The 26255-nt window shown below is 39.1% G+C and carries 14 protein-coding genes; 7 read left to right on the top strand and 7 right to left on the bottom strand.

The window, feature by feature from the left end; translation table 11 throughout:
- Window positions 1-440 precede the first annotated feature (440 nt).
- The 7 genes from MXE38_RS07195 to MXE38_RS07165 all read left to right on the top strand — a co-directional run bounded on the left by MXE38_RS07195 (window position 441) and on the right by MXE38_RS07165 (window position 18693).
- Window positions 441-1571 (top strand): 5-methyltetrahydropteroyltriglutamate--homocysteine S-methyltransferase, encoded by a 1131-nt coding sequence (locus MXE38_RS07195; RefSeq protein ID WP_246913542.1) that lies wholly within the window; start codon window positions 441-443, stop codon window positions 1569-1571.
- 394 nt (window positions 1572-1965) lie between these two features.
- A complete protein-coding gene (locus MXE38_RS07190; protein ID WP_246913540.1) occupies window positions 1966-3114 on the top strand; it encodes a 5-methyltetrahydropteroyltriglutamate--homocysteine S-methyltransferase in 1149 nt (382 codons plus the stop codon).
- 117 nt (window positions 3115-3231) lie between these two features.
- Complete coding sequence (locus MXE38_RS07185; protein ID WP_246913539.1) at window positions 3232-4374, top strand: 5-methyltetrahydropteroyltriglutamate--homocysteine S-methyltransferase; 1143 nt, start codon at window positions 3232-3234, stop codon at window positions 4372-4374.
- A 943-nt stretch (window positions 4375-5317) separates the two neighbouring features.
- Window positions 5318-5899 carry a xanthine phosphoribosyltransferase gene (xpt, locus tag MXE38_RS07180; RefSeq protein ID WP_246913538.1) on the top strand — a complete coding sequence of 194 codons (582 nt, stop codon included), beginning with the start codon at window positions 5318-5320 and terminating at the stop codon, window positions 5897-5899.
- A 379-nt stretch (window positions 5900-6278) separates the two neighbouring features.
- A complete protein-coding gene (locus MXE38_RS07175) occupies window positions 6279-11087 on the top strand; it encodes a hypothetical protein (protein ID WP_246913537.1) in 4809 nt (1602 codons plus the stop codon).
- 708 nt (window positions 11088-11795) lie between these two features.
- A complete protein-coding gene (locus MXE38_RS07170) occupies window positions 11796-16445 on the top strand; it encodes a hypothetical protein (protein WP_246913534.1) in 4650 nt (1549 codons plus the stop codon).
- A 919-nt stretch (window positions 16446-17364) separates the two neighbouring features.
- Window positions 17365-18693, top strand: coding sequence for a nucleobase:cation symporter-2 family protein (locus MXE38_RS07165; RefSeq protein ID WP_246913553.1), 1329 nt, complete (start codon window positions 17365-17367; stop codon window positions 18691-18693).
- Between the two features lie 331 nt (window positions 18694-19024).
- Here the strand turns inward: MXE38_RS07165 and MXE38_RS07160 are convergent, their stop codons facing one another.
- From MXE38_RS07160 to MXE38_RS07130, 7 genes are all read right to left on the bottom strand, one after another.
- Window positions 19025-20140 carry a type I restriction endonuclease gene (locus tag MXE38_RS07160; RefSeq protein WP_246913532.1) on the bottom strand — a complete coding sequence of 372 codons (1116 nt, stop codon included), beginning with the start codon at window positions 20138-20140 and terminating at the stop codon, window positions 19025-19027.
- Window positions 20141-20917: 777 nt separating this feature from the next.
- Window positions 20918-21202 carry a hypothetical protein gene (locus tag MXE38_RS07155; protein WP_246913530.1) on the bottom strand — a complete coding sequence of 95 codons (285 nt, stop codon included), beginning with the start codon at window positions 21200-21202 and terminating at the stop codon, window positions 20918-20920.
- Window positions 21203-21768: 566 nt separating this feature from the next.
- Window positions 21769-22485 (bottom strand): hypothetical protein, encoded by a 717-nt coding sequence (locus MXE38_RS07150; RefSeq protein ID WP_246913528.1) that lies wholly within the window; start codon window positions 22483-22485, stop codon window positions 21769-21771.
- Between the two features lie 117 nt (window positions 22486-22602).
- Window positions 22603-23109 (bottom strand): hypothetical protein, encoded by a 507-nt coding sequence (locus MXE38_RS07145; RefSeq protein ID WP_246913525.1) that lies wholly within the window; start codon window positions 23107-23109, stop codon window positions 22603-22605.
- A 228-nt stretch (window positions 23110-23337) separates the two neighbouring features.
- Window positions 23338-24312, bottom strand: coding sequence for a hypothetical protein (locus MXE38_RS07140; RefSeq protein WP_246913523.1), 975 nt, complete (start codon window positions 24310-24312; stop codon window positions 23338-23340).
- 118 nt (window positions 24313-24430) lie between these two features.
- Window positions 24431-24757 carry a DUF5713 family protein gene (locus MXE38_RS07135; RefSeq protein WP_246913521.1) on the bottom strand — a complete coding sequence of 109 codons (327 nt, stop codon included), beginning with the start codon at window positions 24755-24757 and terminating at the stop codon, window positions 24431-24433.
- Window positions 24758-25049: 292 nt separating this feature from the next.
- Complete coding sequence (locus MXE38_RS07130; RefSeq protein ID WP_246913519.1) at window positions 25050-25832, bottom strand: ankyrin repeat domain-containing protein; 783 nt, start codon at window positions 25830-25832, stop codon at window positions 25050-25052.
- Window positions 25833-26255 lie beyond the last annotated feature (423 nt).

The following is a 26255-nucleotide window of genomic DNA, read 5'->3' as shown; positions in this document are numbered from 1 at the left end:
TGAGTTTTGCACTTGTATAGTGCAAGATGGTTACTGTGATAGCTAGTAAGCGGGTCATTAATAGGCAGATTATTAGGGTTAAGTGGGCTAAATCCTTGTATTTATGCGTTTTTATCTAGCTATAGCTTTTAGTTATAGCAATGCATAAAAATTTAGTATTAGACTATCACGCAAAATGAAAGTATCTTTAAACCACGCAATCGATACCAACTTTTAAAAAACTTGTTGATTGCAAAAATTTAGCCTTAACAATTATTTAATAGCAATGGTTAGTACTATTGACCTTGAAGTTAAAGATAGCCGCTTTAATCAAAGGATAGCCTCAACAGAACCAACCTTACTTTTAAATTAATACTGGACTAATTAATTGTTTTTAGCTTAAACATGTAACGTTTAATGAAAGGTTTAAGCTGGTGAAATACACCTGAGGAGATTTAATTATGGCATTTACCATCCCACAAAACGCCCCATTCCGTGCTGATATTGTTGGCTCATTCTTACGCCCTGATGTTCTTAAAAATGCCCGTAATCTTCACCGTCAAGGTTTACTTGATGATGCAGGTTTAAAGCAGGTAGAAGATGAGTGCATTACTGATCTTATTGCTAAGCAGATTAAGCATGGTTTACGTGTTATTACCGATGGTGAGTTCCGTCGTAGCTGGTGGCACCTTGACTTCATTTGGGGCTTACAAGGTGTAAAAAAGGCTGGCCGTGAGCGTGGTTATGCTTTTGTTGGCATTGAGACCCGTGCCGAAACAGCTGAGATTACTGGCAAAATCTCTGGTGAAAACCACCCATTTGTTGAGCACTTTAAGTTTGTAAAACAATTTGAAAACAAGGGCTATGCTTTAGTCGCACGCCAGACTATCCCAGCCCCAGCTCAAGCCTTATCAATTTTCTTAAACGTTCGTAACAAAGACTTAAAAACCAGCTGGCAAGACTTCTATGCTAATGAAGATGAGTTAATTGAAGATATTGGCGCAGCTTATCGTACTGTAATTAAAGATCTCTACGATGCTGGCTGCCGCTCTATCCAAATTGATGATTGTACCTGGCCTGTACTTTGTGACGAAGAATTAGTTAAAAAGAATGGTATTGATGTAGATCGTTTAGCCGCCCTTTATCTTAAGGCCAACAACGCTGCTCTAAAAGATAAGCCAGCAGATCTAGCTATTTGTACTCATATTTGCCGTGGCAACTACCGCTCCCACTACTTCTCCAGTGGCTCTTATGACCGTGTAGCTAATGTAGTATTTGCCCACGAGAATGTAGATGCTTTCTACCTTGAGTATGATGACGAGCGCTCTGGTACTTTTGAAGCCTTAAAGCTTATTCCAAAGGATAAGAAAGTTGTTTTAGGCATCATTACCTCTAAGGATCCTAAGCTTGAGGATCAAAAGCTCTTAGAGAAGCGTGTTTACGAAGCTGCTGAGTACTTCCCATTAGACAACTTATGTGTCTCCCCACAGTGTGGCTTTGCCTCCACAGAAGAGGGTAACGAGCTTACTGAGCAGCAACAATGGGATAAGGTTGACTTAGTAGTAAGCACCGCTCAAAAGATTTGGGGCTAAACCTTAAACAACCAAAATGTACCAAGCTTAAAGACAGCACCTTAAGTTTGGGCAAAGAACAAGAGCCTTGCTCCTATAACAATTACAGCAAGGCCCTTAAAGGCAAAATAGCACAGTATTTTGTCTAAAACTTTGAGTGCTTTTAACCTTTTCCAGCTGCTAGTTAAAAGCACTCATAGCAAAACATTACATCAACAAACAATCAAACAAACTCTTTATTTTCACCCATCTTACCTACAAACTATTTTGCCACCACTTCTTAGTTAAATTGCCATGTTAAGTGGTATGGGGATATTGCACCCTAAATTTAGCTAAAGAGCTGATAACAGAGCATATTTAGTTTTAGTTTTAAGCCAAGGTAAGTTAAAGAGTTCAAACATATAGGACAATTATTATGACTACCTCAACTACTTTTACCAAGCGCACTAATAGCCCTTTTAGAGCTGATTTTGTAGGTTCTTTCTTACGCCCAGCAGAGCTTGCTAATGCTCGCAACTTACATCGCAAAGGCTTAATTGACGACCTACAATTAAAGCAGGTTGAAGACAAGTGCATTAGTGAACTTATTGCTAAGCAAAAGGCTCACGGCCTCAAGGCCATCACTGATGGTGAATTTCGCCGTAGCTATTGGCATTTAGATTTCATGTGGGGTCTTAATGGCATTGAGCATGCTACTCGTGAACATGGCTATTACTTTGTAGGTATTCAGACTCGCAATGATACTGCTGTGCTTAAGGGCAAAATCTCTGGTGAGAACCATCCTTTTGTTGAGCACTTTAAGTTTATACAACAGTTTGCCAAAGACGATCCATCCGTTATTGCTCGTCAAACTGTACCAGCCCCTTCTCAGGTAGTTTCTACTTTAATTAACTTACGTAATAGTGAATTTACTGCCTCTTGGAAAGAAGTTTATCAAAGCGAAGAAGAGCTTATTGCAGATTTAGGCAAGGCCTATCAACAAGTATTTGCTGACCTCTATGCTGCTGGTTGCCGCTCTATTCAAATTGATGATTGTACTTGGTCTATCTTACTTGATCCTGAATTAGTAAAGACCAACCACATTGATGTTGAGCGTGTAGCTAACCTCTTATTAAAGGCCAACAATGCAGCTTTAGAAAACAAGCCTGAGGACTTAGTAATTACTACCCACTTATGCCGTGGTAACTACCGCTCTCACTACTTTGGCTCTGGTCCATATGATAGTGTTGCCCCTTATGTATTTGCTAAAGAAAATGTTGATGCCTTCTACCTTGAGTATGACGATGAGCGCTCAGGCTCTTTTGAGGCCTTAAAGTTTATCCCTGAGGGTAAGCAAGTTGTATTAGGTGTAATTACTTCTAAAAAGCCAGAATTAGAAGATCTTGATAAGGTAGTGGCCCGCATTCAAGAGGCCTCACAATATGTGCCTTTAGACAACTTATGTGTCTCCCCACAATGCGGCTTTGCCTCCACAGAAGAGGGTAATGAGCTTACTGAGCAAGAGCAATGGGACAAGATTGATCTAGTAGTTAAGACTGCGCAAAAAATTTGGCACGATGCCTAAATATTTCACATGGCTAATAGGAAAAGAAATTACCAAGTTTTTACTGGCTCCATCTTTTCTATGTTTTTAGCAGCAGCGTTTTACGCAAGTTAAAGATTTTTAAGGACAATTATTATTATGACCACTCCAACTACTTTTACCAAGCGCACTAATAGCCCTTTTAGAGCTGATTTTGTTGGTTCTTTCTTACGTCCAGCAGAGCTTGCTAATGCTCGCAATTTACATCGCAAAGGTTTAATTGACGACCTACAATTAAAGCAGGTTGAAGATAAGTGCATTATTGAGCTTATTGCTAAGCAAAAGGCTCACGGCCTCAAGGCCATCACTGATGGTGAGTTTCGCCGTAGCTATTGGCATTTAGATTTCATGTGGGGTCTTAATGGCATTGAGCACATAACTCGTGAACACGGCTATCTCTTTGTAGGCATTGAGAGTCGCAATGATTATGCTGTACTTAAAGGCAAAATCTCTGGTGAGAACCATCCTTTTGTTGAGCACTTTAAGTTTATACAACAGTTTGCCAAAGATGATCCATCCGTTATTGCTCGTCAAACAGTGCCTTCCCCTTCTCAGGTAGTTGCTACTTTAATTAACTTTTCTAATAGTGAACTTAATAGCTCTTGGAAAGAATTTTATCAAAGCGAAGAAGAGCTGATTGCAGATTTAGGCAAGGCCTATCAACAAGTATTTGCTGATCTCTATGCTGCTGGTTGCCGCTCTATTCAAATTGATGATTGTTCTTGGTCTAGCTTACTTGATCCTGAAAAAGTAAAGACCTACCAAAGTGATATTAAGCACGTTGCTAACCTCTTATTAAAGGCCAACAATTTAGCTTTAGAGAATAAGCCTGAGGATTTAGTAATTACTACCCACTTATGCCGTGGCAACTACCGCTCTCACTACTTTAGCTCTGGCCCATATGATAGTGTTGCCCCTTATGTATTTGCTAAAGAAAATGTTGATGCCTTCTACCTTGAGTATGACGATGAGCGCTCTGGCTCTTTTGAGGCCTTAAAGTTTATCCCTGAGGGTAAGCAAGTTGTATTAGGTGTAATTACTTCTAAAAAGCCAGAATTAGAAGATCTTGATAAGGTAGTGGCCCGCATTCAAGAGGCCTCACAATATGTGCCTTTAGACAACTTATGTGTCTCCCCACAATGCGGCTTTGCCTCCACAGAAGAGGGCAATGACCTAACAGAACAACAGCAATGGGACAAGATTGACCTGGTAGTAAAAGCCGCCCAAAAAGTTTGGGGCTAACCCCTATAAAAACTTGCACTGTTTGGTTCCAAGTTTAATACAGTCCAAGCGCCTCAACAATTAAACGTTACGTTGCCCAGAAGGAATTTCTGGGCATATTAGTTTATAAGCCTCTCATATCTTCCCACACCCCAAAAACTACCTCCTAAACCAAAATTCCCCAGCAACTAAGCAGCTCAGCGCCACAGCAGCTCAGCACCTCATAAAAATAAACCCTGCCCGCAAACATACAAACAAAGATATCAAAAAATTAATATTCTCTAATTACCAGACCTACCATACCTTGCTCTGACGTGATCTGACATGACCTCCTGCTTTGAAATGTTCTGTCATGCAGTTAGAGGACGCACAGCAACGGCCATAATAGACAACAAAAATAAGCGCCAGGGCGCAACAGAGCGAAACAGAGCACAGCTGATAGCAATAGAGCACACTGAACAGAAAATAAAGCATTGCTTTTTTTACAAGAGGAGGCATGGTGTTGGTGTTAGGAATAACTTAATAGGCTCTTGGACTTTAATTCAATGCGCAATGCGTAAGTATTGGCTTATCATTACAGCGTAGACAACGCACGAGATGGAGAGCAAAGACTTGTACGTATAGCTTGTTTTTGTCAGGCTATCTACAATCATAAAAAGATGATATTTAAGGCAAATATGTTGTTCTTAGCTAGATATGAATTGTTTTGCTTATGATATTTAGTGCTACTTTTTACTTGTAATACAAGTTAGAAAAACTACCACATAGACCACAGCCTAAAGCTTAGATTTAAAACCATTTATTTGAGCAACTAGCTAGTATCAACCTATCTTTAAGCTAAAGATTGTTTATTGTTTCTTTAGAATCGATCTAGTAGAATACGGCAAATTTATTCAACCCAATTAAGAATTTCTACTGCTTATTTATATTACTTGACAGTAATATTTGGCCGAGGATACATGTCATGGTTAACAATTTTCCTATTTTAGTTGATCGCATCAAGAAAGATGGTTTGAGCCTTGAGGGCGGTATTCTCAAAGTAGATAGCTTCATTAACCACCAATTAGATCCTCAATTATTAGTAGACATGTGCCACGAGTTTAATCGTCGCTTTGATGCTAATAGCTATAATAAGATTTTAACCGTTGAAGCTAGCGGTATTGCACCTGCTGTGATCTTAGGCTATATCACCAAAAAACCAGTAGTATTTGCTAAAAAGAAGAAGCCATCTACCATGGAAAACATGTTAGTAACTGAGGTTTTCTCCTTTACTAAGAATACTACCTACCAAATTTGCGTCTCTGGCGAGTTCTTAAAAGCCGACGACAAAGTACTCTTTATCGATGATTTCTTGGCCAACGGTAAGGCTGCTACAGGTATTTTAGATTTAGTAAAACAAGCTAATGCCCACTGTGTTGGTATGGGCTTCTTAATTGAAAAAGCCTTCCAAAATGGTGGTAAATTATTACGTGATCAAGGTATTCACGTTGAGTCTTTAGCAACTATCTCTAGCTTAGATAACTGCACTATTACTATTGCAGAATAATTATCTTTGAGCCTGAATTTTTCAAAAGCCCGTGTCCGCTATAAGGTCACGGGCTTTTTTGCATTTTTATAGATAAAATGTTCATAGTTGCAACATTGCTAACAAAATTGGTGAGCTTTTGTGCAAAATAGGGCGACGAGATGCCCTGTGGTACGTTACAATATAATGATAATTTGTAATTTTTAGTTCCCTACTATTTTGTAGGACAAAATGATGCTCACAGCAATATTTTAGTTAATTTCTCTTATGTGAACTTAACTAAGTTTTAAGGTTTTTTTGTAGCTCTTATACATTAACAACTTCTTAAGGAAGTTTTTAATTTATAGGGGCCACTGATTATAAGGGGCTTAAAGCTTAAGCTAAGCTTTTGTTTTTTTTCATGACCCAAGATGTATACACTAGAAAAGTAGTCTTTAGTAAAGATATGCCTAATGGCGAGGTGTACTATTATGAAGAAGAATTTCATATGGATAGTGCAACTCTCACCGAGCGCTCTTTGGGCGATCGCCTAGTTGGTGTCAGTACTAAAGGTAGCAGCGATATTATTGCTATTCGTAACTACCAAGGAGTGCCTAAAGGCGGTCTATTAAAGTTAGTACCTATTGGTAACAACCAAAAGGGCTATAAGTTAGTTGATGCTTTATCCAATTTATATGATGGCCTCGACTCAAAAGCCCAACCTAAAGAAGAAACTACTGCTAAAGATGCACCTTCTGCTAATGATATGCCTAGAAACAATGCCATTGAGCATAAAGGTAAGTCTTGGGTAGAAAATGAAGAAGAGCTCTTAGAAAGTGATTTAAATGATGGTATGCGTCCTTGGTATTACGATGAGGATGAACTGCCTAGTGATGACGCAGATTTTGGAGCTACGGCTATTTACCGATCTAACCGTAACTCACCACTAGGAGCCGATACCAGAGGCGGAGCGCATTTTTATCACGCTTTGTCTAACAATAATTCAGATACCTTAGATTATTCTGAGGATAACAACAGTCTATTAAAAGCGTCTTTACGAGGAAATGGTCTGATGAACGGTGCACAGCACAATAACAATCAAGCACAAGCTATGGTAGCTAATGCTAACAATAATAGCACTAAGCGTACTAGCCAGAGCACTAACTCTTATGGCTTTGGTCGTTTTCAGCGCACTACACTTCAATCTGAACCTGCTTTTAAGGACTTTTATACTCCAAAAGACACCTCTAATACCTCTTTTGTAACAGCACGCCAGCTTAATCTTGGCCCTACCAAGTTTAAGACCGTGCCAGCATCAGCTTATGCTGCTCAGGCTAACAAAGATCGTAATGTAGCTCATAACTACCACGAGTCTAATACTCGTATTTCCTCTTATGTTCAGGATGGCTACTCTTTTGATAACACTAGAAAAGAGCCACAAATTCCTCAGGCTGCTTTTTCTCATAATCCAGCAGAAAAAAAGGTGCAGACTGTTTCTGAGCAGAAGACAAAATTTTCTGAGCAAGTTTTCCAAGAGCGTATGGAGAACTCATCTTTAGCTCATCTTAAATTACCTAAGGCAACCACCCGTTTAGCCCAGGACGAAAACTACGAGCCAAGTGAAAGTGCCCAAATTTTTGCTGATCACTACGCCCCATATCATCAGGCCTTTTCCCATAATAATTCTGTAGGCCCTTATTCTTACGGTACTGAGTTTGCTGCTCAAGAGCATGACATGTTAGAGCAAACTAGAGCTTATAAGAAATTACAAGCTCAAAAAGCTAGTGCCCAAAATAAAGCAGAGCCTAAAGAGGACGTGGTTCTTGCTGAGTTTAAAAAGGCTCCATCTAAGGCTAATGAAAAGCAATGGTGGCGAGATCGCTCTTTAACTGAGCGCTCTGCCCAAAAGGCTTTTGCTATGGATAGCTTTAAGCAAACTAAACAAGGTTCGTTTATTGGTACTCCAGAGCAGTACTTGCCTAAGGCCCCAGAGGAAACTTATAACCAGCGTGTTATTGTTACCAACAATTACAGTGTAGATCAGCTCAAGGGCTCTGCCTCTACTGTTATTAGCTCCAATGCTAGTGTTAATGGTGAGTCCTCAGTAATTAAAGATGCTGTTTACGAGCCAGTAGTTGAACAAGTGGTTGAGCCTGTAGTAGAGCAAGTACCAGAGCAATTAACAGAACAATTTAAGAGCAACTCTTCTAATCAAGCTAAAGAGGTAAAAGAAGCCCATATTAGCGAGGTTTATGAAGAGCCAACTCCAGCACAAGCTCAAGTTGCCAAGAGTCAAGAATCCAAACCTGAGATTAAGAGCGAAAGTGCCAAAGAGCAGGAAACTGTTAGTGAAGCATCCGCTAGTGAGGCTTTATCTGATAATGCTAAGAGCACAGATGATCTTGAAAGCACAGCTGCGCTTAAAAAAGATGTTTCTACCAAGTTTACAGGCCAAGGAGCTGCTTTAGCTAATGCCATTGTTAGCCAAGGTGGTGATGAGGAAGATCAAAGCGTTGAAGATGAAGGTGGTCATACCAATATCGAACGCAATGATATCAAGTTATCCCCTGTTGATAAGTCATTTGTAAACTTTAAGACAGCCGATGGTTCAATTACCGAGCCAATGGAAGAGAGTTCTTTTGCCTCTGAGGACAAGGCCCCAGAGCCTGGCTTTGCTGTTAACTCCAGCGATGGCACAGCTATTACCACTAATAGCAAAGAGCTTAAGCATGAGGTTGAACAACGTGATTTAACTGCCAACAAGCAAGAAGTGGTAGCTACTAATATTAGCTCCACCAACAATGATAGTGATGACAACACTGACGCTACCATCACAACCCAAGGCTCTAGCAACACCAGCTTTGCATTTGGTGACTTTAAGACAGCCAATGGCACTCAAGCCAATGTTTACTATCGCATCCCTGTAGTAAGCCAAAAGCAATTACAGGCTCAAAAAGAACAAGAAGAAAAGGCCCGTCAAGAAGCTGAGCGCTTAGCCATTCTCAAAGCTGAACAAGAGCGCCTCGCCGCCGAAAAGAAGGCCGAAGAAGAACGCCTAGCTGCCGAGAAGGCTGAGCGTGAACGCTTAGAGGCTGAGCGTATTGCTGCAGAAAAGAAGGCTGAGGAAGAGCGCTTAGCTGCTGAAAAAGCAGAGCAAGAGCGCCTTGAGGCCGAACGCATTGCCGCTGAAAAGAAGGCCGAAGAAGAACGCTTAGCTGCTGAAAAAGCAGAACAAGAGCGCCTTGAGGCTGAACGCATTGCCGCTGAAAAGAAAGCCGAAGAAGAACGCTTAGCTGCTGAAAAGGCAGAACAAGAACGCCTTGAGGCCGAACGCATTGCCGCTGAAAAGAAGGCTGAGGAAGAGCGTTTAGCTGCTGAAAAAGCAGAGCAAGAGCGCCTTGAGGCTGAACGCATTGCTGCTGAAAAGAAAGCCGAAGAAGAACGCTTAGCTGCTGAAAAGGCAGAACAAGAACGCCTTGAGGCTGAGCATATTGCCGCTGAAAAGAAAGCCGAAGAAGAGCGCTTAGCTGCTGAAAAAGCAGAGCAAGAGCGCCTTGAGGCTGAGCGTATTGCCGCTGAAAAGAAGGCCGAAGAAGAACGCTTAGCTGCTGAAAAAGCAGAGCAAGAGCGCCTTGAAGCTGAACGCATTGCTGCTGAAAAGAAGGCTGAACAAGAACGCTTAGCTGCTGAAAAAGCAGAGCAAGAGCGCCTTGAGGCTGAGCGTATTGCTGCTGAGGAGCAAGCCCAAGCTGCTATGGTTAAGGAACTTGAGGCTGAGCAAGCTCGCTTAGAGGCTGAAAAAGAGGCAGAGCAAAAAGTACAAGACCAACTTAAGGCAGAGCGCCAGCAACAAGCCCAACAAGATCAATCAGCTAAGAGAGCTCAACAGGAAAAAGCTCAGGATAATAAGGCCACTACTGCTGCCGCAGCTACTGAGGTTGCCTCTAATAAGCCAATGACCAAGTCTCAGGCTCGTCGTGCCAAGCAAAAAGCTAAAGCTCAAGCCCGTGCTGCTGCCGCAGCTGCCGCCGCAGCTACTACTGGTGCTACCGCTGCAGCTAATGCTACTACACCTGCTGCCAATGCTAGCACCACTAGTCAGACTCAAGAAAGCAGCAAGAGTGCAACTACACAAAAGGTTGCAGAAACTAAGGATAGCTTAAATGAGCAAACTGCTAGTGCTCAAAAGGACGATAAAGATACTCCAGTAGAAATTCAGCCAAGCCCAGCGCTTAATGAAAGCACAATCTTGGCCGAAGAATCAACCCGCTCTATGGCCACTAACCTCTTAGGTAGCAATGATTCCTACTTTAATAGCACTGATACTAACAGTAGCTTTGACCATCAAGTAGTGATTAGCGCTGAGTATACCCATCATGGTTTAGAAGAGCCTATCGAGAGCCAGAGCTCTACCACAGTAAGTCAAGAAGATAACATACTGGATAGCATCTCTCCTGCTTATAAGCCTGCTGATGATAAAACTGCTGCTTTATTATCACAGAGCAATAATATTGAGCACGGCAAACAAGAGCCAGCTCTAAGCACTGTTCCAGTACTTGAAAGCGATGACGACTATATTCAAGAGCCTCAACTCGACTTACAAAATAGTAAGCTTGGGACCTTTGATAAAGAGCCAGAACTTAACAATGTTTCTGAAGTTGAAAATATTCAGGACAAAGAGGAACCAAGCTTTAGTGCTAATGAGCAATTAGGCACCATTATTGAAACTGTTAACGTTGAGGAGATGGCTGATAAAGACTTGATCTTTGCTACTCCTACTCGCTTTGCAGATAATGATAATACCGCTAATGGTGAGCAAGTAAATTCGCTCTCAGAATCAGTCTTTATGTCTGAGACGAGCGTTAATAACAAGGAAGAGCATTTAAAGGATCAAAGTGCTCAGGATAGCTTAGCTAACTTTAAGCCAATGTCTAATGAGATTGCGGCTTCTAATAAACAGTCTCCAGCTGAGCACGATCCAGCTCGTGCTGTACAAGCAGCTGTTGCTGACGTGGTTGAAGACTCTTTAGTAACCGATGAACTCTTAGATGATGCCTTTATGTCTGATGAGAGCAATCTTGAGTACATGCATACTACCAGCAGCCACGATAAAGGTAAGAATAAAGGCTCCAATAGCTTAGCTAACTTAGCCGCAGAGCTTATTGATGATTTTGATGATCCTTTCGAGGACGACTTTGCACAAAGTCTCAATGACGAAAGCAAAAAATAGCTAGTATTTAACCTTTTCTTAAGCCCTTAAAGTCGTATTTAAGGGCTTTTTTGTGCCCATTATTTTTGTAACTTAAGTTTATTTTATTAATTTGCTATAATCAGATCGATTTTTAGCATTTTAAGCTTTGGATTACGCTACCAAGGCTGCCAATTTTGGCAAACAAATTTATAAAGAACTTATCAGTTAATACCAATTAACTGCCGATCCGTAATATGCTTGTGTTGATACACAGCTATCTATAAGTTCACCTGGCGCACTTAAGTTATTTTTCTCTAAGAAAAACTTATCTTTTTTACACTGCTACAAGTTTCACCAGGATTATTGTATCTAAATCATGGCAATATCTAGCTACTTGCTCCCCTAGCTTTGTAATTCTACTTATCTCTGCAAAATTAACTTTTGCCACACCTTTTATCATTAGTGCGCCCGCTCCATAGAGCAATTCTAAAAAGTAAGTTCAATCCTATGATCCTTACTCACAGCAAGCAAATTTGATTTTGAGATCTATTTATTGATAATAATCTATCTGTATTTGATGTTAAAAAGTGGTATTTGGCCATACGTAAAGTAGTTTTGCCCTCATGAGATAGCTCTTTTCTTTGAGAAGATAACCAAGTGATAGCCCTTTAAAAAATTTGTTGCCAAGCAGCAATTGTTATTACTAATAAAAATAACAGTGCATGCTATCAAGGGTTACAAACAATCATGTCTTCTTTACTAGCTCAGCACATGTCAAGGCTCCGCAATGAAGCTAAGACTAACTTTAAAAGCAATATCATTTACTTTTTGGATGCTCCTAACTTGGAACATCTTGGTTTTAAAGCAAAGATTATTGGAACTCCTAAAGAGTACCAAGAGAGCTTATTGCGCCTAAACGGAACTGAATTACATCAGGAAATTACCTCCGCTAGTCAATTAATTGATGAGAAAGTAAAGTTCATCAATAATATTATTTCTGACTTTATAAACCAAAAACTAGATTTAAAAGTAAAGTTGGTCAATGAGCAGCTGGTAGCACATGATCCAGATACTGCTTCTAAGCTAAGATTGCTAGAAATTAACTCTTTTTTAGCCCAGCAATGCAAATTAAAAGGCTCTGTTTACTTTTTAAACAGCTTAAAAGCCTATCTACAAATCTATCCAATAGCTTACTTGCTACAAACTCAAGGTTATGAAGACTCTAAGCTTAACTTAGATGCCCCTGTTCTCTCTAGCTTTAATAGTGAGCAAAAAGAACGTATTAAGCGCATGTCATTACTCTTTAGTAAGAGTAACGATGCTTGCGCACGTCTATCTTTAACCGCAAAATTTGCTAAAGCATTATGTGGGCAAAATGATCTGGGCATTATTTATGGTTGTGCACTATTAGGCCTTGATGGGCTTCTCAGCTCTTTTAATGAACTTTTATCTCTACACCCTAATTTAGAGGTGGAGTCCTTTATTAACCAACTAGCTAAAAGCTTTAAAAATGAGCATCCAGTAGCCCTATTGCGCTTTAAAGATTTCCTTGTCAGCGATAGTTTTATACGCTTTTCATCCACCAAGAACGATCCTAATCAGAATCAAAACCATCCTGCGCACCAACAACAGCGCCCGCACGCCCCCTATATTGCCAACAAAAGCAATAAAGGCCTCATTCTTACTGTCGCAAGCGATCATGATGCCACTACCCCAGCCCCTCACGGCCTGGTGCTCACCAACGCAGCCGCTTCCGCTCCCGCTTCTGAGCAAGCAAACAACTCTAATTCCCAACAGGATAAGAGTGCTGAGCCTTTAGTTGAAACTCAAACAGCTAAAGCTGCCCCTAGTGCCTCTGGTTTAGTACTTACTAATGCAGCAGACTCTGTACAAGATAATAGCTCTAATTCCATACAGGATAAGGGTACTGAGCCTTTAACAGCTAAAGCAAGTGCTAGCGCCTCTGGCTTGGTACTTACTAACGCAGCAGACTCTGTACAAAAAAATAGCTCTACATCCCAACAGGATAAGAGTACTGAGCCTTTAGCTGAAAATAAAACAGCTAAAGCAAACCATAACACCTCTGGCTTGGTACTTACTAATGCAGCTGACTCTGTACAAGATAATAGCTCTAATAGCCAACAGGATAAGGATACTGAGTCTTTAGCTGATAACAAGACAGCTAAAGCTGCCCCTATTGCCTCTGGTTTAGTACTTACTAATGCAGCTGACTCTGTACAAGATAATAGCTCTAATTCCCAACAGGATAAGGATACTGAGCCTTTAGCTGAAAATAAGACAGTCAAAGCAAGTGCTAGTGCCTCTGGCTTGGTACTTACTAACGCAGCAGACTCTGTACAAGATAATAGCTCTACATCCCAACAGGATAAGAGTACTGAGCCTTTAGCTGAAACTAAAACAGCTAAAGCAAGTGCTAATGCCTCTGGATTGGTACTTACTAACGCAGCAGACTCTGTACAAGATAATAGCTCTAATTCCCAACAGGATAAGAGTACTGAGCCTTTACGTGAGACTAAGGATGCTAAAACAAGCTCTAGCTCCTCTGGCTTGATACTTACTAATGCTGCTGACTCTCAATCTGATTCTGGCTCTAATTCCCAACAGGATAAGGATACTGAGCCTTTAGCTGAAACTAAAACAGCTAAAGCAAGTACTAGTGCCTCTGGCTTAGTACTTACTAATGCTGCTGACTCTCAATCTGATTCTGGCTCTAATGATCAACAGGATAAGGATACTGAGCCTTTAGCTGAAACTAAAACAGTTAAAGCAAGTGCTAGTGCCTCTGGTTTAGTACTTACTAATGCAGCAGACTCTGTACAAGAAAATAGCTCTACATCCCAACAGGATAAGAGTACTGAGCCTGTACGTGAAAGTGAAAGAAAGGATGCTCAAACTAGTGCTAGCGCCTCTGGCTTAGTACTTACTAATGCTGCTGACTCTAAATCTGATTCTAGCTCTAATGACCAACAGAATAAGAGTAATGATCCTGTAGCTGAGAATAAGAGCGCTAAAACAAGCTCTAGCTCCTCTGGCTTGGTACTTACTAACGCAGCAGACTCTGTACAAGATAATAGCTCTAATAGCCAGCAGCATAAGGATACTGAGCCTTTAGCTGAAACTAAAACAGCTAAAGCAAGTGCTAGCGCCTCTGGCTTAGTACTTACTAATGCAGCAGATTCACAAACTGATTCTAGCTCTAATGACCAACAGAATAAGAGTAATGATCCTGTAGCTGAGAATAAGAGTGCAAAAACAAGTGCTAGCGCTTCTGGATTGGTACTTACTAATGCAGCTGCTATTATTCAAGAGGGAAGCAAGGGCAATAGCGTAAAGACTAATTTTAGTGGTGAGCAATCTGCTAATTTATTAATTACCACTGAGCAATATGAACATGCTCCAATTAGTAAAGAAGAGCTTTTTGTACAGAATTTTTATAGTAGAAATTTACAAGCTATACCAAATGTTAGCGAAAAAAGCTTCTCTCAAAGAGCACAAGAGCGCTATTTATCGATTCTGGATCGTATTGATAATAACGCTAAAGAGAATGATGGTAAAAAAGTATTTAGAGTAGCCAAATCAATTAAAGAGGAAGCTATTAAAGATACTTCAAGCCCAGAACAAGTTAATGATGCCTCTAAAGTTAACTCAGATAAACAAGACCAGGCACCAAAGGTTCAAGTAATCTGGAAAACTATGGATGGCAGTCAGCCTAACTTTGAAGCTAAAACTCAAGAAACTACAGCAAAAGCTAGCACAGAGGCCTTACCACAAGGAAGTGACCATGAAAGTGGTAGCAATGTAGCAAAAGCAGCTATTACTACAGCTGTTAGCACTGCTACAGCCGAAGATAAAGGCACCATCACAGCAGCTAGCACAGCTACTGCCACAGCTACAGAAACTGGGGTAACAGTGGTTAAATCTGCCACTGGTATTGAGACTAAAGATGATAGCATTAGCAAAAATAGCGAAGAGACTATTATTAGTCGAGTTACAGGCACTAGCGATATTGTAACTGAGGATAGTAAGCCTAAGGTCAAAGCAAAATCTGCTAAGACCTCTGCTACCACCAAGAAAAAGACCACTGGCGGTTTAAAAAGAATTAAATTGTCTAATGCTTCTGCTGGGGATATTTGGCAACAAGCTATTGATCTTGCTAAAGATATGGACAGTGAAAGTTCTAAAGTACTTACTAAAGAAGAGTTTAAAGCTTCTATGGAAACTCAGGAGCAAGCTACGACTTCTATGGTAACTACTGCTACTACTGATGAGTCAGTCGATAAAGCCACCCTATCACAATCAGCCAGCAATGGAGCAATAAAGACTGATGCTGACACAGAGGAGATGGGCTCTAAAGGTACTGCTAGCGATAACTCTACTAGTAATACAGGCAAAAGCATGCCTACAGGAACTGCATTTATGCCTTTTGAGCAGGCACGCAGATCTAATATTAAAGTATTAGCAAGCCGTCATGTTAATGATCAAGTAATAGAAAAGGATCAAGCTGCGGTAAAAATTCATAAAGGTTCTTCATCCAACATAGGAAAGATTAACCCTGCTGATGCTTTACGCCATTTTGACCCTATTACTGGTAGTTATATTGACGAAAGACCTGTAGAAAGCAAAGTAGAAGTTACAGGTGAATCAGACTTTAATCAGGATAGTGGCCAGTTTTTTGATAATGACAGCCTCAATTTTGATGAAAATTTAATTTTTGGCGACGATGAGACTTTTGAGATATGGTCTCCTGATGAGCCTAACAATAAGGATGACAATCAATTTAACGAGGAAACTGACTTAAATCTGGATAAGACGCTCGAATGTTCTAATGAGCTAATGCGACTTAAATATACTGTACTTTTTGCTCAAAGCTTTTTATTAGACCAGGAGCAGTATCAAAAGCTTATGTCAGCTAAAAACTTAGAGCAGCTTAATATGTACTCTCAACTAATGTCATCTTTTGATGATTTTTCTGAGTTAAATATTGAGCACACTAGTGCCTTACCAAACTGGCAGACTATAAGAGCTAGTCTCTTAACTCAGGTAATCAATGATATGCCAAATATGCCAGCATATAAAAGTGTACTGTTTGACTTATTAAGCCGCACTAAAGATGAAGAGCTAAGTTTAACTAAGCAGCTGGCTAAATTTAACTACTATAATAGAGTTATTGGACATACTTGGGAGGTAGAAGCAAATAACCCTCAAGGCCCATATGCTAATAAGGAACAAGCCTCTTTAGCCAAGTTTGAAAATAGCCCTGGAGCAACTTTTATCTTAGCTTGCCTATTTTTAAACATTTCCCAGCTACACAATTATGCTTGTGATTGCTTTTTAGGTAGTGCCTATACCAATTGTGGCCTAGCAAGCCCTATTTAATATATTTCAATTTTTAAGGCTAAGGATCAATCTTATTAGTATGTATTCTTAGCCTTATGACCCATATTTGTCAGTAGCTCTTTTAGCTCTAGTACTAGAAGACTAATATCTTGAGCATCTCATCTCATCTCACCTTAATAGCTTACTCTGTTGCCAGATAATTCCTAAAGGCCACTATTAGACTCAATTTTTTAATGCTAACTTCGCTATTCTTTTTTGCTGTTAAACAACTAATGGGTCATATTGGCTAATGATGGCTTCTATAAGCTCTCTTAGACCAATGCATAGCTTATTGCACAGTTTATCGTAAAGCTTTCAAAGCTCTTATGTTGCCAAGCTAAAACCACATAAGGTTGCTTCTTAGCGTGCAAAGATACGCTCTTGCAGGAATATTGATAATAGAGCGCATAAGATTGCTTATCCTGTGCTGATATGAACTTTAGCTTAAAAAAATCCTTATAGTAATTCAAACTATTTAGCAAGTGTCTTATAGTTGTTTTGTGAGTCATTACCATGCTTTTCACCTTTTTAGTGCATTACTTTTATTTAAAAAAATTGATTGTAAAATAGGCACCAAATTTCTTAATCACATCTTTATCTATATTTACTGAATAGTGCCCCTATAGCCTAAATATCAGAAATATAAGCCGTTTTATTGTAATTTTGTTAAGCCCTATGCTTTTTGTTTGGGTTTTTATAAGTCTTTAACTCCAAGTAATTACATTGACACTTGTTTATCTCAATAAGCAAGTGTTTGGCTTTGATGAAGATAATGCTCTTTTTCTCCAAAGGTAAATTCATGTCTGAGCACGACCAACACGAGACTACCAAGGTTGCAGCAGCAATCGCTAAGGAAGTTAATAAGTCCCAAGGCCAAGTAGACGTAAGCTATCACGAGCCTAACGCTACTGAAAATGAAATGAAGTCTGAACTTATTTATGGCTTAAACGATCGTCCTCCTTTAAAAGACGCTCTTTTTGCCGCTATTCAGCACTTATTAGCTATTTTCGTAGCTATTATTACTCCACCTCTTATTATTGCTGGTGCTTTAAACTTTGATATTGAAACTACCTCTTTCTTAGTTTCTATGTCTTTATTTGCCTCTGGAATTTCTACTTTCATTCAATGCCGTCGTTTTGGCCCTATTGGCTGCGGCTTGTTGTGTATCCAAGGTACATCTTTCTCCTTCATTGCCCCTATTATTGCAGCTGGTGCCACTGGTGGCCTGTCTATGATTTTCGGTGCTGTAGTAGCTGGCTCTGTTGTAGAAATGGCTGTTAGCCGAGTATTACGCTTCACTCGAAAAATCATTACTCCACTAGTTTCTGGTATTGTAGTTACCTTAATTGGCCTTTCCTTGATTAAGGTAGGTATTACCGCTTGTGGTGGTGGTTTTGGCGCTATGAGCAATGGTACCTTTGGTAGCATGGAAAACTTAGGCTTAGCTGCTTTAGTTATCATTTCCATCCTATTCTTTAACCGTAGCTCCAATCGTTACTTACGTATGAGCTCTATCGTAATTGGTTTATTAATCGGCTATGTAGTAGCAATTTTCTTAGACCGTGTCGATTTTAGCCAAGTACAAAGCTATGGTGGCTTTAATATCCCAATGCCATTTAAGTATGGTATCGATTTTGATATCTCCTCAATTATTGCTTTAGGTATTGTTTACCTTATTACTGCTATTGAGGCTTATGGTGATGTGACTGCTAACTCTTTAATTTCTGGTGAGCCAGTTCAAGGCCCTGTATTCTTAAAGCGTGCTTCTGGCGGTATCTTAGCCGATGGCTTTAACTCCATGTTAGCTGGTTTATTAAACTCTTTCCCTAACTCAGTATTTGCTCAAAACAACGGCATGATCCAGTTAACTGGTGTTGCTAGCCGTTATGTTGGCTATTACATTGCTGGTTTCTTAATTCTGTTAGGCGTATTCCCAGCTATTGGTATTATCTTCTCTCTTATTCCAGATCCTGTATTAGGTGGTGCTACCTTATTGATGTTTGGCACTGTGGCTGCTTCTGGTATTCGTATTATTGCTTCTCAACACATTAACCGTAAGGCTGTTTTAGTAATGGCTATTTCTTTCTCCTTTGGTTTATCTGTTGAGTTAGTTCCAGATATCTTAAGCCAATGCCCTCAAGTAATTAAAAATATCTTCTCCTCTGGTATTACTACTGGTGGTGTTGCCGCTATTCTGTCTAATATCTTGATTCAAATTAAAGAAGACAAGGCTACAGAAGCTGAGTAATTAAAAAAGTTTCATTACTACAATAAGAGGGAGCTAATAGCTCCCTCTTTCTTTTACTAAGCTAAGCTATTCTTAGCTCGGCCCAGCGGCAGCAGAGCGAGCGTCAGCGTAAGCCAGCTCAGCCCATCGCTTCTGTATACGGATAAGCTAGTATCTTCCAACTTTTAATAAAAGCTGTAAGTATCTTATATACCATGGCTTATATTTCTTAATAAATGCCAAGTCATAAAAAAAACTCACCCTTTATGAGGATGAGTTTTTTATGCTCAATTATTACAAAGTGATATTAAAGAAAGACAATTTAAAAAGATTAAAATATAACAGTAGACTTTTATTTAACTTCTTTAATACTTGCCTTGATGCGATCAGCATATTGATAAATATCTTCTACAGTATCAATTTGTACCTGATCAAAGTCTTTCTTACCATCTGCAGTGGTAGTTAAGAAACCAATCTTTAAAGGAGCCTTATTAAAGAATAGACGGACAAATACTTTGCCCTTGCGCTCGTAGCAAATATTACAGAAGCTCTTAAAATCATTAAGAATGATATCTTTAGGAGCCACTTCTCCCATTAATATTGACTTAATGATGAAGTAAGCCTCTTTTTCTTCATCAGTAGTAATAATTCCATCATCTGGCTCTGTTTCTTCCTTTTGGCTATTAGGTAAGCCATCTCCTGCAATTTCACCTGTTGATGATGTTGAAACATCTCCATCATTACCGCCTTGATTAACATCATTTATGGCGTTTGCAAGACGCTCATTTACTTTGTCTTTAATAAAGAAATTTAAAGCATCAGTTAAAATAGGAGCAAAGCGTTCTTTTACATTGGAGGTAAAGGCACCGTCATAACACTGCTTAACAAAAAACTTTAAGAAATCGTCATCAGGTGATTTTAACTGTTCAGCCATGATGCGCTTAAATTCACGAGTGTACTTGAGCAAGCTAGCAGAGTTAAGAGCCTCATCAATATTGAAATTACCTTTCATCAGTTTCTTTAACTCAGGAATTAAAGAAGAGTCTGGCTTTTCAAGAACAAACTCCATGTAAGGCTTGCTATCCATTTTGTTAGGCTCTTCTAAGTCAGAAAAGAATAGATAGCGATTGCCGTCAGTAAGAATTGCAACACGAGCCTCACAACCAATAAAATAGGTCATAAGTTGAGCGCATTTTAGACTATTAAGCTCATCACCATAAGGTTTACACTCAATAATAATAATAGGCTTGCCCTCAGACATAATGGCATAGTCTACACGTCTATCTTTATACTCACCAATAGCTGCAGTAAACTCAGGAACTACTTCGTTTAAATCAAAAGGGTCATAGCCTAACATCTTAATGAAAGGCATTACCAATGTGTTTTTGGTAGCCTCTTCTGAAGTAATTTTATCGCTCACTGACTTGCATTTTCTGCCAAGAGCCTGCACTTCCTCAAATAAATCCATCTTATCTCCTTATTTACGCCAATAAAATTAATAGGCTGCCTTTGCGGTTGTTTACAAATTAACAAAGATTGTCTAAAACAAAGAAAGAAAGGTTCAAATAGAGCCCCAGGGGGATTGAGAAATAATTATACGTACTGCCTGGTACAGACTTATTTTTAAGTAGGCGACTAAAACGCCTTATTTATCAGGTTTCTTTTTGATACCCGCTTTTGAACGCCTTAAGTTGAGTGCCGATTTGATACGTATAGTTTTTTTCAAATCCCCCAGGGGATCTATTTGAACCAAAGAAAGGGCACACGTGTAAAATACAGTAAATTATCTAATGCAAATACTAATAAATTTTTGCATGTATAACATTCTAGCATGTTGGATCTATGCTAGATATACAAATTTTCAATTATGTACAAAAAGTTTATTTACATTTAGAGTCTTGTTGTTAGGCTTATCTTTACTAAATACACCTATGACTGAATCGTGAAGAAAGCTTTTAAGGCTTAGAGCCATCAAAACACCTATTTGAGATCATTCAACAGATAAAGCAGGCTAATGTCAAAAAACCAATAATTCTGATGGCCCTAACCTATGTTAAGAAGAGTGGTGGCTTACCAAGGTAAGCCAAGCAGAAAGATTGGCGTTAAGGTGGGCAAAGGCAAGGCAAGAGCATTAACTGGTGTGGTCTAATATTGATAGCTAAATGAATAGGCCGATACTAAGAGAGCTTGTGGTTTACCTTTAGGTATAACGGCCCATCCAATTAGCTTTTAGTTGATTAAAAGGCTATCTTGAGGCTAAGCAGTCTCTATTGGACTCAAAGTCTACTTCAAAGAGTTCGTAGAGTGCTATATCAGTTTTGGAAACATTCATTTGATAATTGCACTTATCATCAAATTGGCTTACTTCTTCATAAGGATAAAGCACAACCTCTTGAGCATGATAAGTTTCAGTCGGCCAGAAATCGATTAAAGCTATAAGGCAAAAGAGCAATAGCAAAGCACCAATTTTTACTAAATGGTACATAGGTATGGAAAATTTGTGGTAAGGCATTGCACGCAAATTTTTCATATATTTTGACCCAATCAAACACAACCAAAGTATGCAAAAGCATACTAAGCTCATGCTTAATCAAATCTCTCCTTTAACATGTTTAAAACTAAAAACCAAAGTTTAACTATTACAGTAATAGCCAAACCTCATCACAATCAAAAGCTTAAAACTAAAACAATTAGGCTATTTAGTCTGTGTTTTAATGTGCCTTTAAGTTGTAATAGCTATCCTTAGTGTTGGCGAAACCATAATTAAGACCAAAACTCTTAATAATGGCCGTTTAGATTAAGAAACCTAAAAAGACAAGGAATTTTAAGCTTGTTATAAAGATAGTGGCGAAAAACCACTGGGCTTGCCCAGTGGATGAAAGCCACAAATTATTCATATATGGGTAAGTTTTAGCAAACTTTCCTATGTCTAAAATAGTTTTCAAAATTATTACTAAGGAGCAACTTAAATATCAAGTTCACTCTAGTCAGGAACTGTCCTTTATTAAAGATTAACCTGTAGAAAATAGATGCCTTTAATTAAAGAAATTTTTATGCAACTCTATAAGAAGCTACATTCAAGGCTATAGATCTATGTCATCGTATAAGAACTTCTAATGTAGATCGTCTTGTTGTGTCATAGATTGAGCAGCTTATGTAACAACGTGCAGGGCTACTATCTTCAGAAACATTTGTTGCATTTATATACTGACCATCAGCACCAAGTGTATTAGCAAATGGCTTATTTGAGTCAATTGTTACCCCTTTAAGAAAGCCATGATCTGGGCAATAGCTTGTCCTGTCATCACTTAATGGAAAGGAAAATCTTAACTCACGAAAAAACTCATAAAGTTCATTTACTTGATCATCATTTTGATTGTTGGTTGCAGATGCATTATATGATGCAGAGCCTTCAAACATGCGTAACATACGATACAAACTTGTAAAGCTGTATTTCTTGTGAGGTGGTAAAGTATAGGGTAGTACAGCATTTATGAATGCTCTAAACTCTAATGATGAGTTAAGCTCAATACAAAAATTAGTAATGTTATTTGCCCACATTGGACCAAATAAAGTGTGCATTGCTAGAGTTGAAGGTAAATCATAAACTACCAAACTCTCGTTTCGATTGTCTAATGACCGCTCTTCAATATTACTGCCAAAGGTATATAACAGATCGTTTATTTTTTGCGATAGCTCGTTGTCAGTTATAAACGCTTTAGTTTTGTCATAAATATATATGAGGTACTCAGCCACTGGCTTTTCAATATCGAGCTTATCCATTAGGAAATCAACCTGATAAAAATCATCCATACAAAGGTTTATATCAGGCTTTTTAAAAGATAGTGATTTCTCAGATAATTCACTCAGAGTCATAGCGGCCTCGTACATCATTTTAGCGTTGCTAATATGATATATGATTATTATGAGCTATTCACTAAAAGTTTGAAGTTGATCGGTTTTGATAGTAATCTCGTAGTAATCAATAAGATAGTTTAGGTGTTCTCTATTAAGAGCCCAAACTAATTTGCCATTAAAGGAGGACAAGAACCATAAGGGAAAATTAAAGAAAGGATCGCAACCTTGTTTAAGGCTTGAACGATAGTCGTAGCAATAAGCTGTTTTATGTACTTGTCCTTGCATTTTAGTTCCGCAATAAGGACATGCTACCATGAGCTTGTTAAAGTTTTGAGCTTCATTAGGCTTAAGATCTACTCTGTAGTAGCGCCCACAATTGCTGCAATGATTATGAACATCATAGCGATACAAAGTACGATCTTGTATGAGGCTGTGATGGCAATGGGTGCAATTAAAATAAGCAAGATTATCCTTAATCTGTACTATGCCCATACCCTTACACTTGGGGCATTGGACACTTATAGGCTTCTCAGCATGGAAAGTAAAATAGCTAAGGTCTTTAAATCTATTAGGACTCATAATGGCTCCAACACTGCTTCTAAGATGCAAGGCAAGTTTAACCTCCTTATACCACAGATAAGATGCTTTTGTGTCTATATAAGGACAGTATAAACCATGAGTTGCCAATGCCTATAGCAAGGCAGGCATTGGCATGAATACACAGGCTCATGTCTGCATAGGCCAGCTTAGTGTGGCCTATACTGGCATAGCGGCTATTACCACTCTATTCATAGGAGAGAGTAGGGATTAATCTTTGCTGATACGAATTATAGGACGTACAAACTCATAATTGCCGTTTATAAGATCACTCTTATGCTCTTGAGGCTTATAATGTGGTGAGCAAGTTAAATAGCCAACCACAGGCCCCAGACCTCCACAAATATTACAGCCACCATCGCCGCCGCAAGTGGTTTTGCTTTGACCATCGACTAATTCTTGTTTGTAAGGATCATAAGCAATAGAGAGACCAAAGAAATTAGGCTCTTGCAAATCAAATGGCTGATCCTCTTGTTCACTACCAGAAAAGTGGTGTAAGCGCATATTAAAGTCTAAATTATCACCAAAAGCATAGAGGGTTCTACATCCACCTCCTGCTAAGTAGGCCCATTCATTAGCGCTTGGCAAAGTAAGTCCTTGATCTTGCAAAGATTGCTTAAGGGTGCTTAGTGAGGTTTCTTCATAGAGCCAGATCTTGCACTCACCTGCTTCTTTTCTAAAGCGCACATGATTGACTATTTCCAGCCCTTCACAATCACTGCTTAGAAAATTAGCAAGCTCTTTTCTATCACGCTGATTAAGTCTGGAATCGTCCTTGCTAATAGCTAAGTAGCCAATTTCCTCTAATTGCTCAGAGACTATCATGGGACTGATAGTGGCGCTAAAGGGTGGTAGCATCATGTTTTTAATGAAGTCTTCACAAGAGCCTTCAATTTCGTACTCTTCTAAAACCTCTGTAATTAGCTCAAGATTATCCTTATCAAGGCCTTGTACAAAGTGATCCCAGCCTATGGTAATAGTGTCTCCTGGAACAAAAACCATACGGCGCTCACCTTTAGTAAATACTCCTGTGGTTAGACTTTGACCCCAGCGAGCAAAAGATTGAAGCCCAATAAATGAAAGATCATAAAGCTTAGCTAAAAGCTCCATGAGCTTAGTTTTCTCAGTGGAGTCTAAACTCTGGAAGCTATTGCGATTGAATAGTTCTAAAGGTAAGTTGTTCATACAGAAAAACCTCACTCTTATCAAGTTAGTGTAGAGCTACAGCAAAAGGCTAAATAGCCTATAAAAGACCATATAGCCTCTAAAAAGCTACAGGGCCCCAAAAGCTACATGATAAAGGCTACCAATCACGTTCACGAATTGCCTCTTCGATGTCGATAGGAATATTAAACCACTGCAAGACATAGCGTACACTTGCACCAATACTCTCACGTGCTATGGTTTCAAGTTCGCTGTTGTTTTCATCAAACTCTTCTTGGAGATCGTTAATAGCCAAGACAGCCTGGTCTAATTGGTTTTGTATGGTGTTAACGTCAGTTTCGCCTTGTTCAAGCACCTTGATGACCTCTTGTAGTTGGAACTTAATTTTGTCCACTAAAAAGGTCGGATAGTATGAGTCGCCATACATGTCGGCTAACAGCTCATAGTTTGGGTCAAATTTTTTCATAAGCTTATCCTCGCTAAGATATAAAGATAGTGGCAAAACCAGCTGGACTGGTTCTTAAAAACATCTGTGCCATCCTTAGTTAAAACCACAGTATAGAGCTTGTAAAAGCTACATACTTGGCACTATAAGTACCGAAGTAATAGCTCTATTATGGCCATAGGGCTAGCCCAATGATGGCCGCAGTGCTTAGCTCTATAAAAACTATAGGGCTGGACCTATGGAAAGTTGCAGCGCAGCGCAGTGCAGTGCAGCTCTGCTCATGTCATGGCCAGAGCAGAGCTGGTAAGTGGTGTTAGTCGATAGGGGCATATTTGCCTAACAGCATGTCGTTGAGAATGGGGCCTGGGTTGTGGATAAATTCATCCCATTTAACCAAGGGGGCCAATTCCTCATGTTCAATATCAAAGTACCAAAGCAACTTATCCTTAGAATAAAAGAGCAATAAATAATCACTATAATTGTCTAAGTCAGACATTATTGATAAGAAGCGCTTGCGCTTATAAGTAAATTCTTGAACATCCATGAAAGAGTAGAGCTCTACATAAGTAATATGCTCTTCATTAGGAAACTCAATTCTCAAGGGGCCTGTTTTTAAGTAATCAATCAGCTTTTGTGGAGCTTTGTAGCGCTTAAATAGGCTAAGCTGCTCTTGTTCATTATGCCAATCCTCAGGCTCAAGCTCTTTTAAGAGTTTAGCCATAGCATGGTTTTTGTTTTTGACGGCTAAACTATAAGGGCGATCGCCATACTTGTCGCACAAAGTAATATCAGCACCATAGTCGATGAGTAATTTGACTAAGGCTAAATGATTATTACGTGCTGCCTCAATAATAGGAGTTGAGGCATTAGGAAAAACCATATCTTTTTCATGAAAGTTGACATCCACGCCTTTTTGCAAAAAGACTCTTGCTAGTTTTTCGTTGTTAAAAGCTACAGCTTTTCTAAAGGCCTGGCCGCCATATTGAGCAACTGATAGGCCTGCTTGTTCTAAAATATCAATTAAAGCTATCTTGTTGCTCCAATAGACTTCGTTAAAGGCTCTAAACTTTTCGTCCTCACTAAGTTTGGTGCTCAAAGGTAATAATAAGGAAATAAGCTCATTGCTACCATATCTGAGAGCTGTTAAAAATAAGGGGCTATCGCCATACACCTCTAATGGGATCAATTGAAAATCTTGTGGGATTAGTTGACAAAAATCGTGCCAATTAGTAAAAATTATTTTTTTCTAAAAAATATTGACATTATGAAATATATATGGCGACAGAACTTGATTGTGTATGATTTGAATGGTAAAGAGATGTAATGAAATAAGATGAGGGATATGAAAATTAATGTAGAATAAGGAGACCAAGTAACTCAAAATCAAAACATAGGTCTCCTGCTATGAATAATATTAACAATACAGCCCAAGATCAAGCTTTACGTAATAATCTTAATCCTTCTGAATATGACAAATTGCTAGACTTCTGCTTACAAGGTTTGCAGTTAGATAACTGTG

Source organism: Anaerobiospirillum sp. NML120448, assembly GCF_023050945.1.
Classification (GTDB): Bacteria; Pseudomonadota; Gammaproteobacteria; order Enterobacterales; family Succinivibrionaceae; genus Anaerobiospirillum.
Note: the sequence above shows the minus strand (reverse complement) of the source record. Positions and strands in the feature narration are given on the sequence as shown.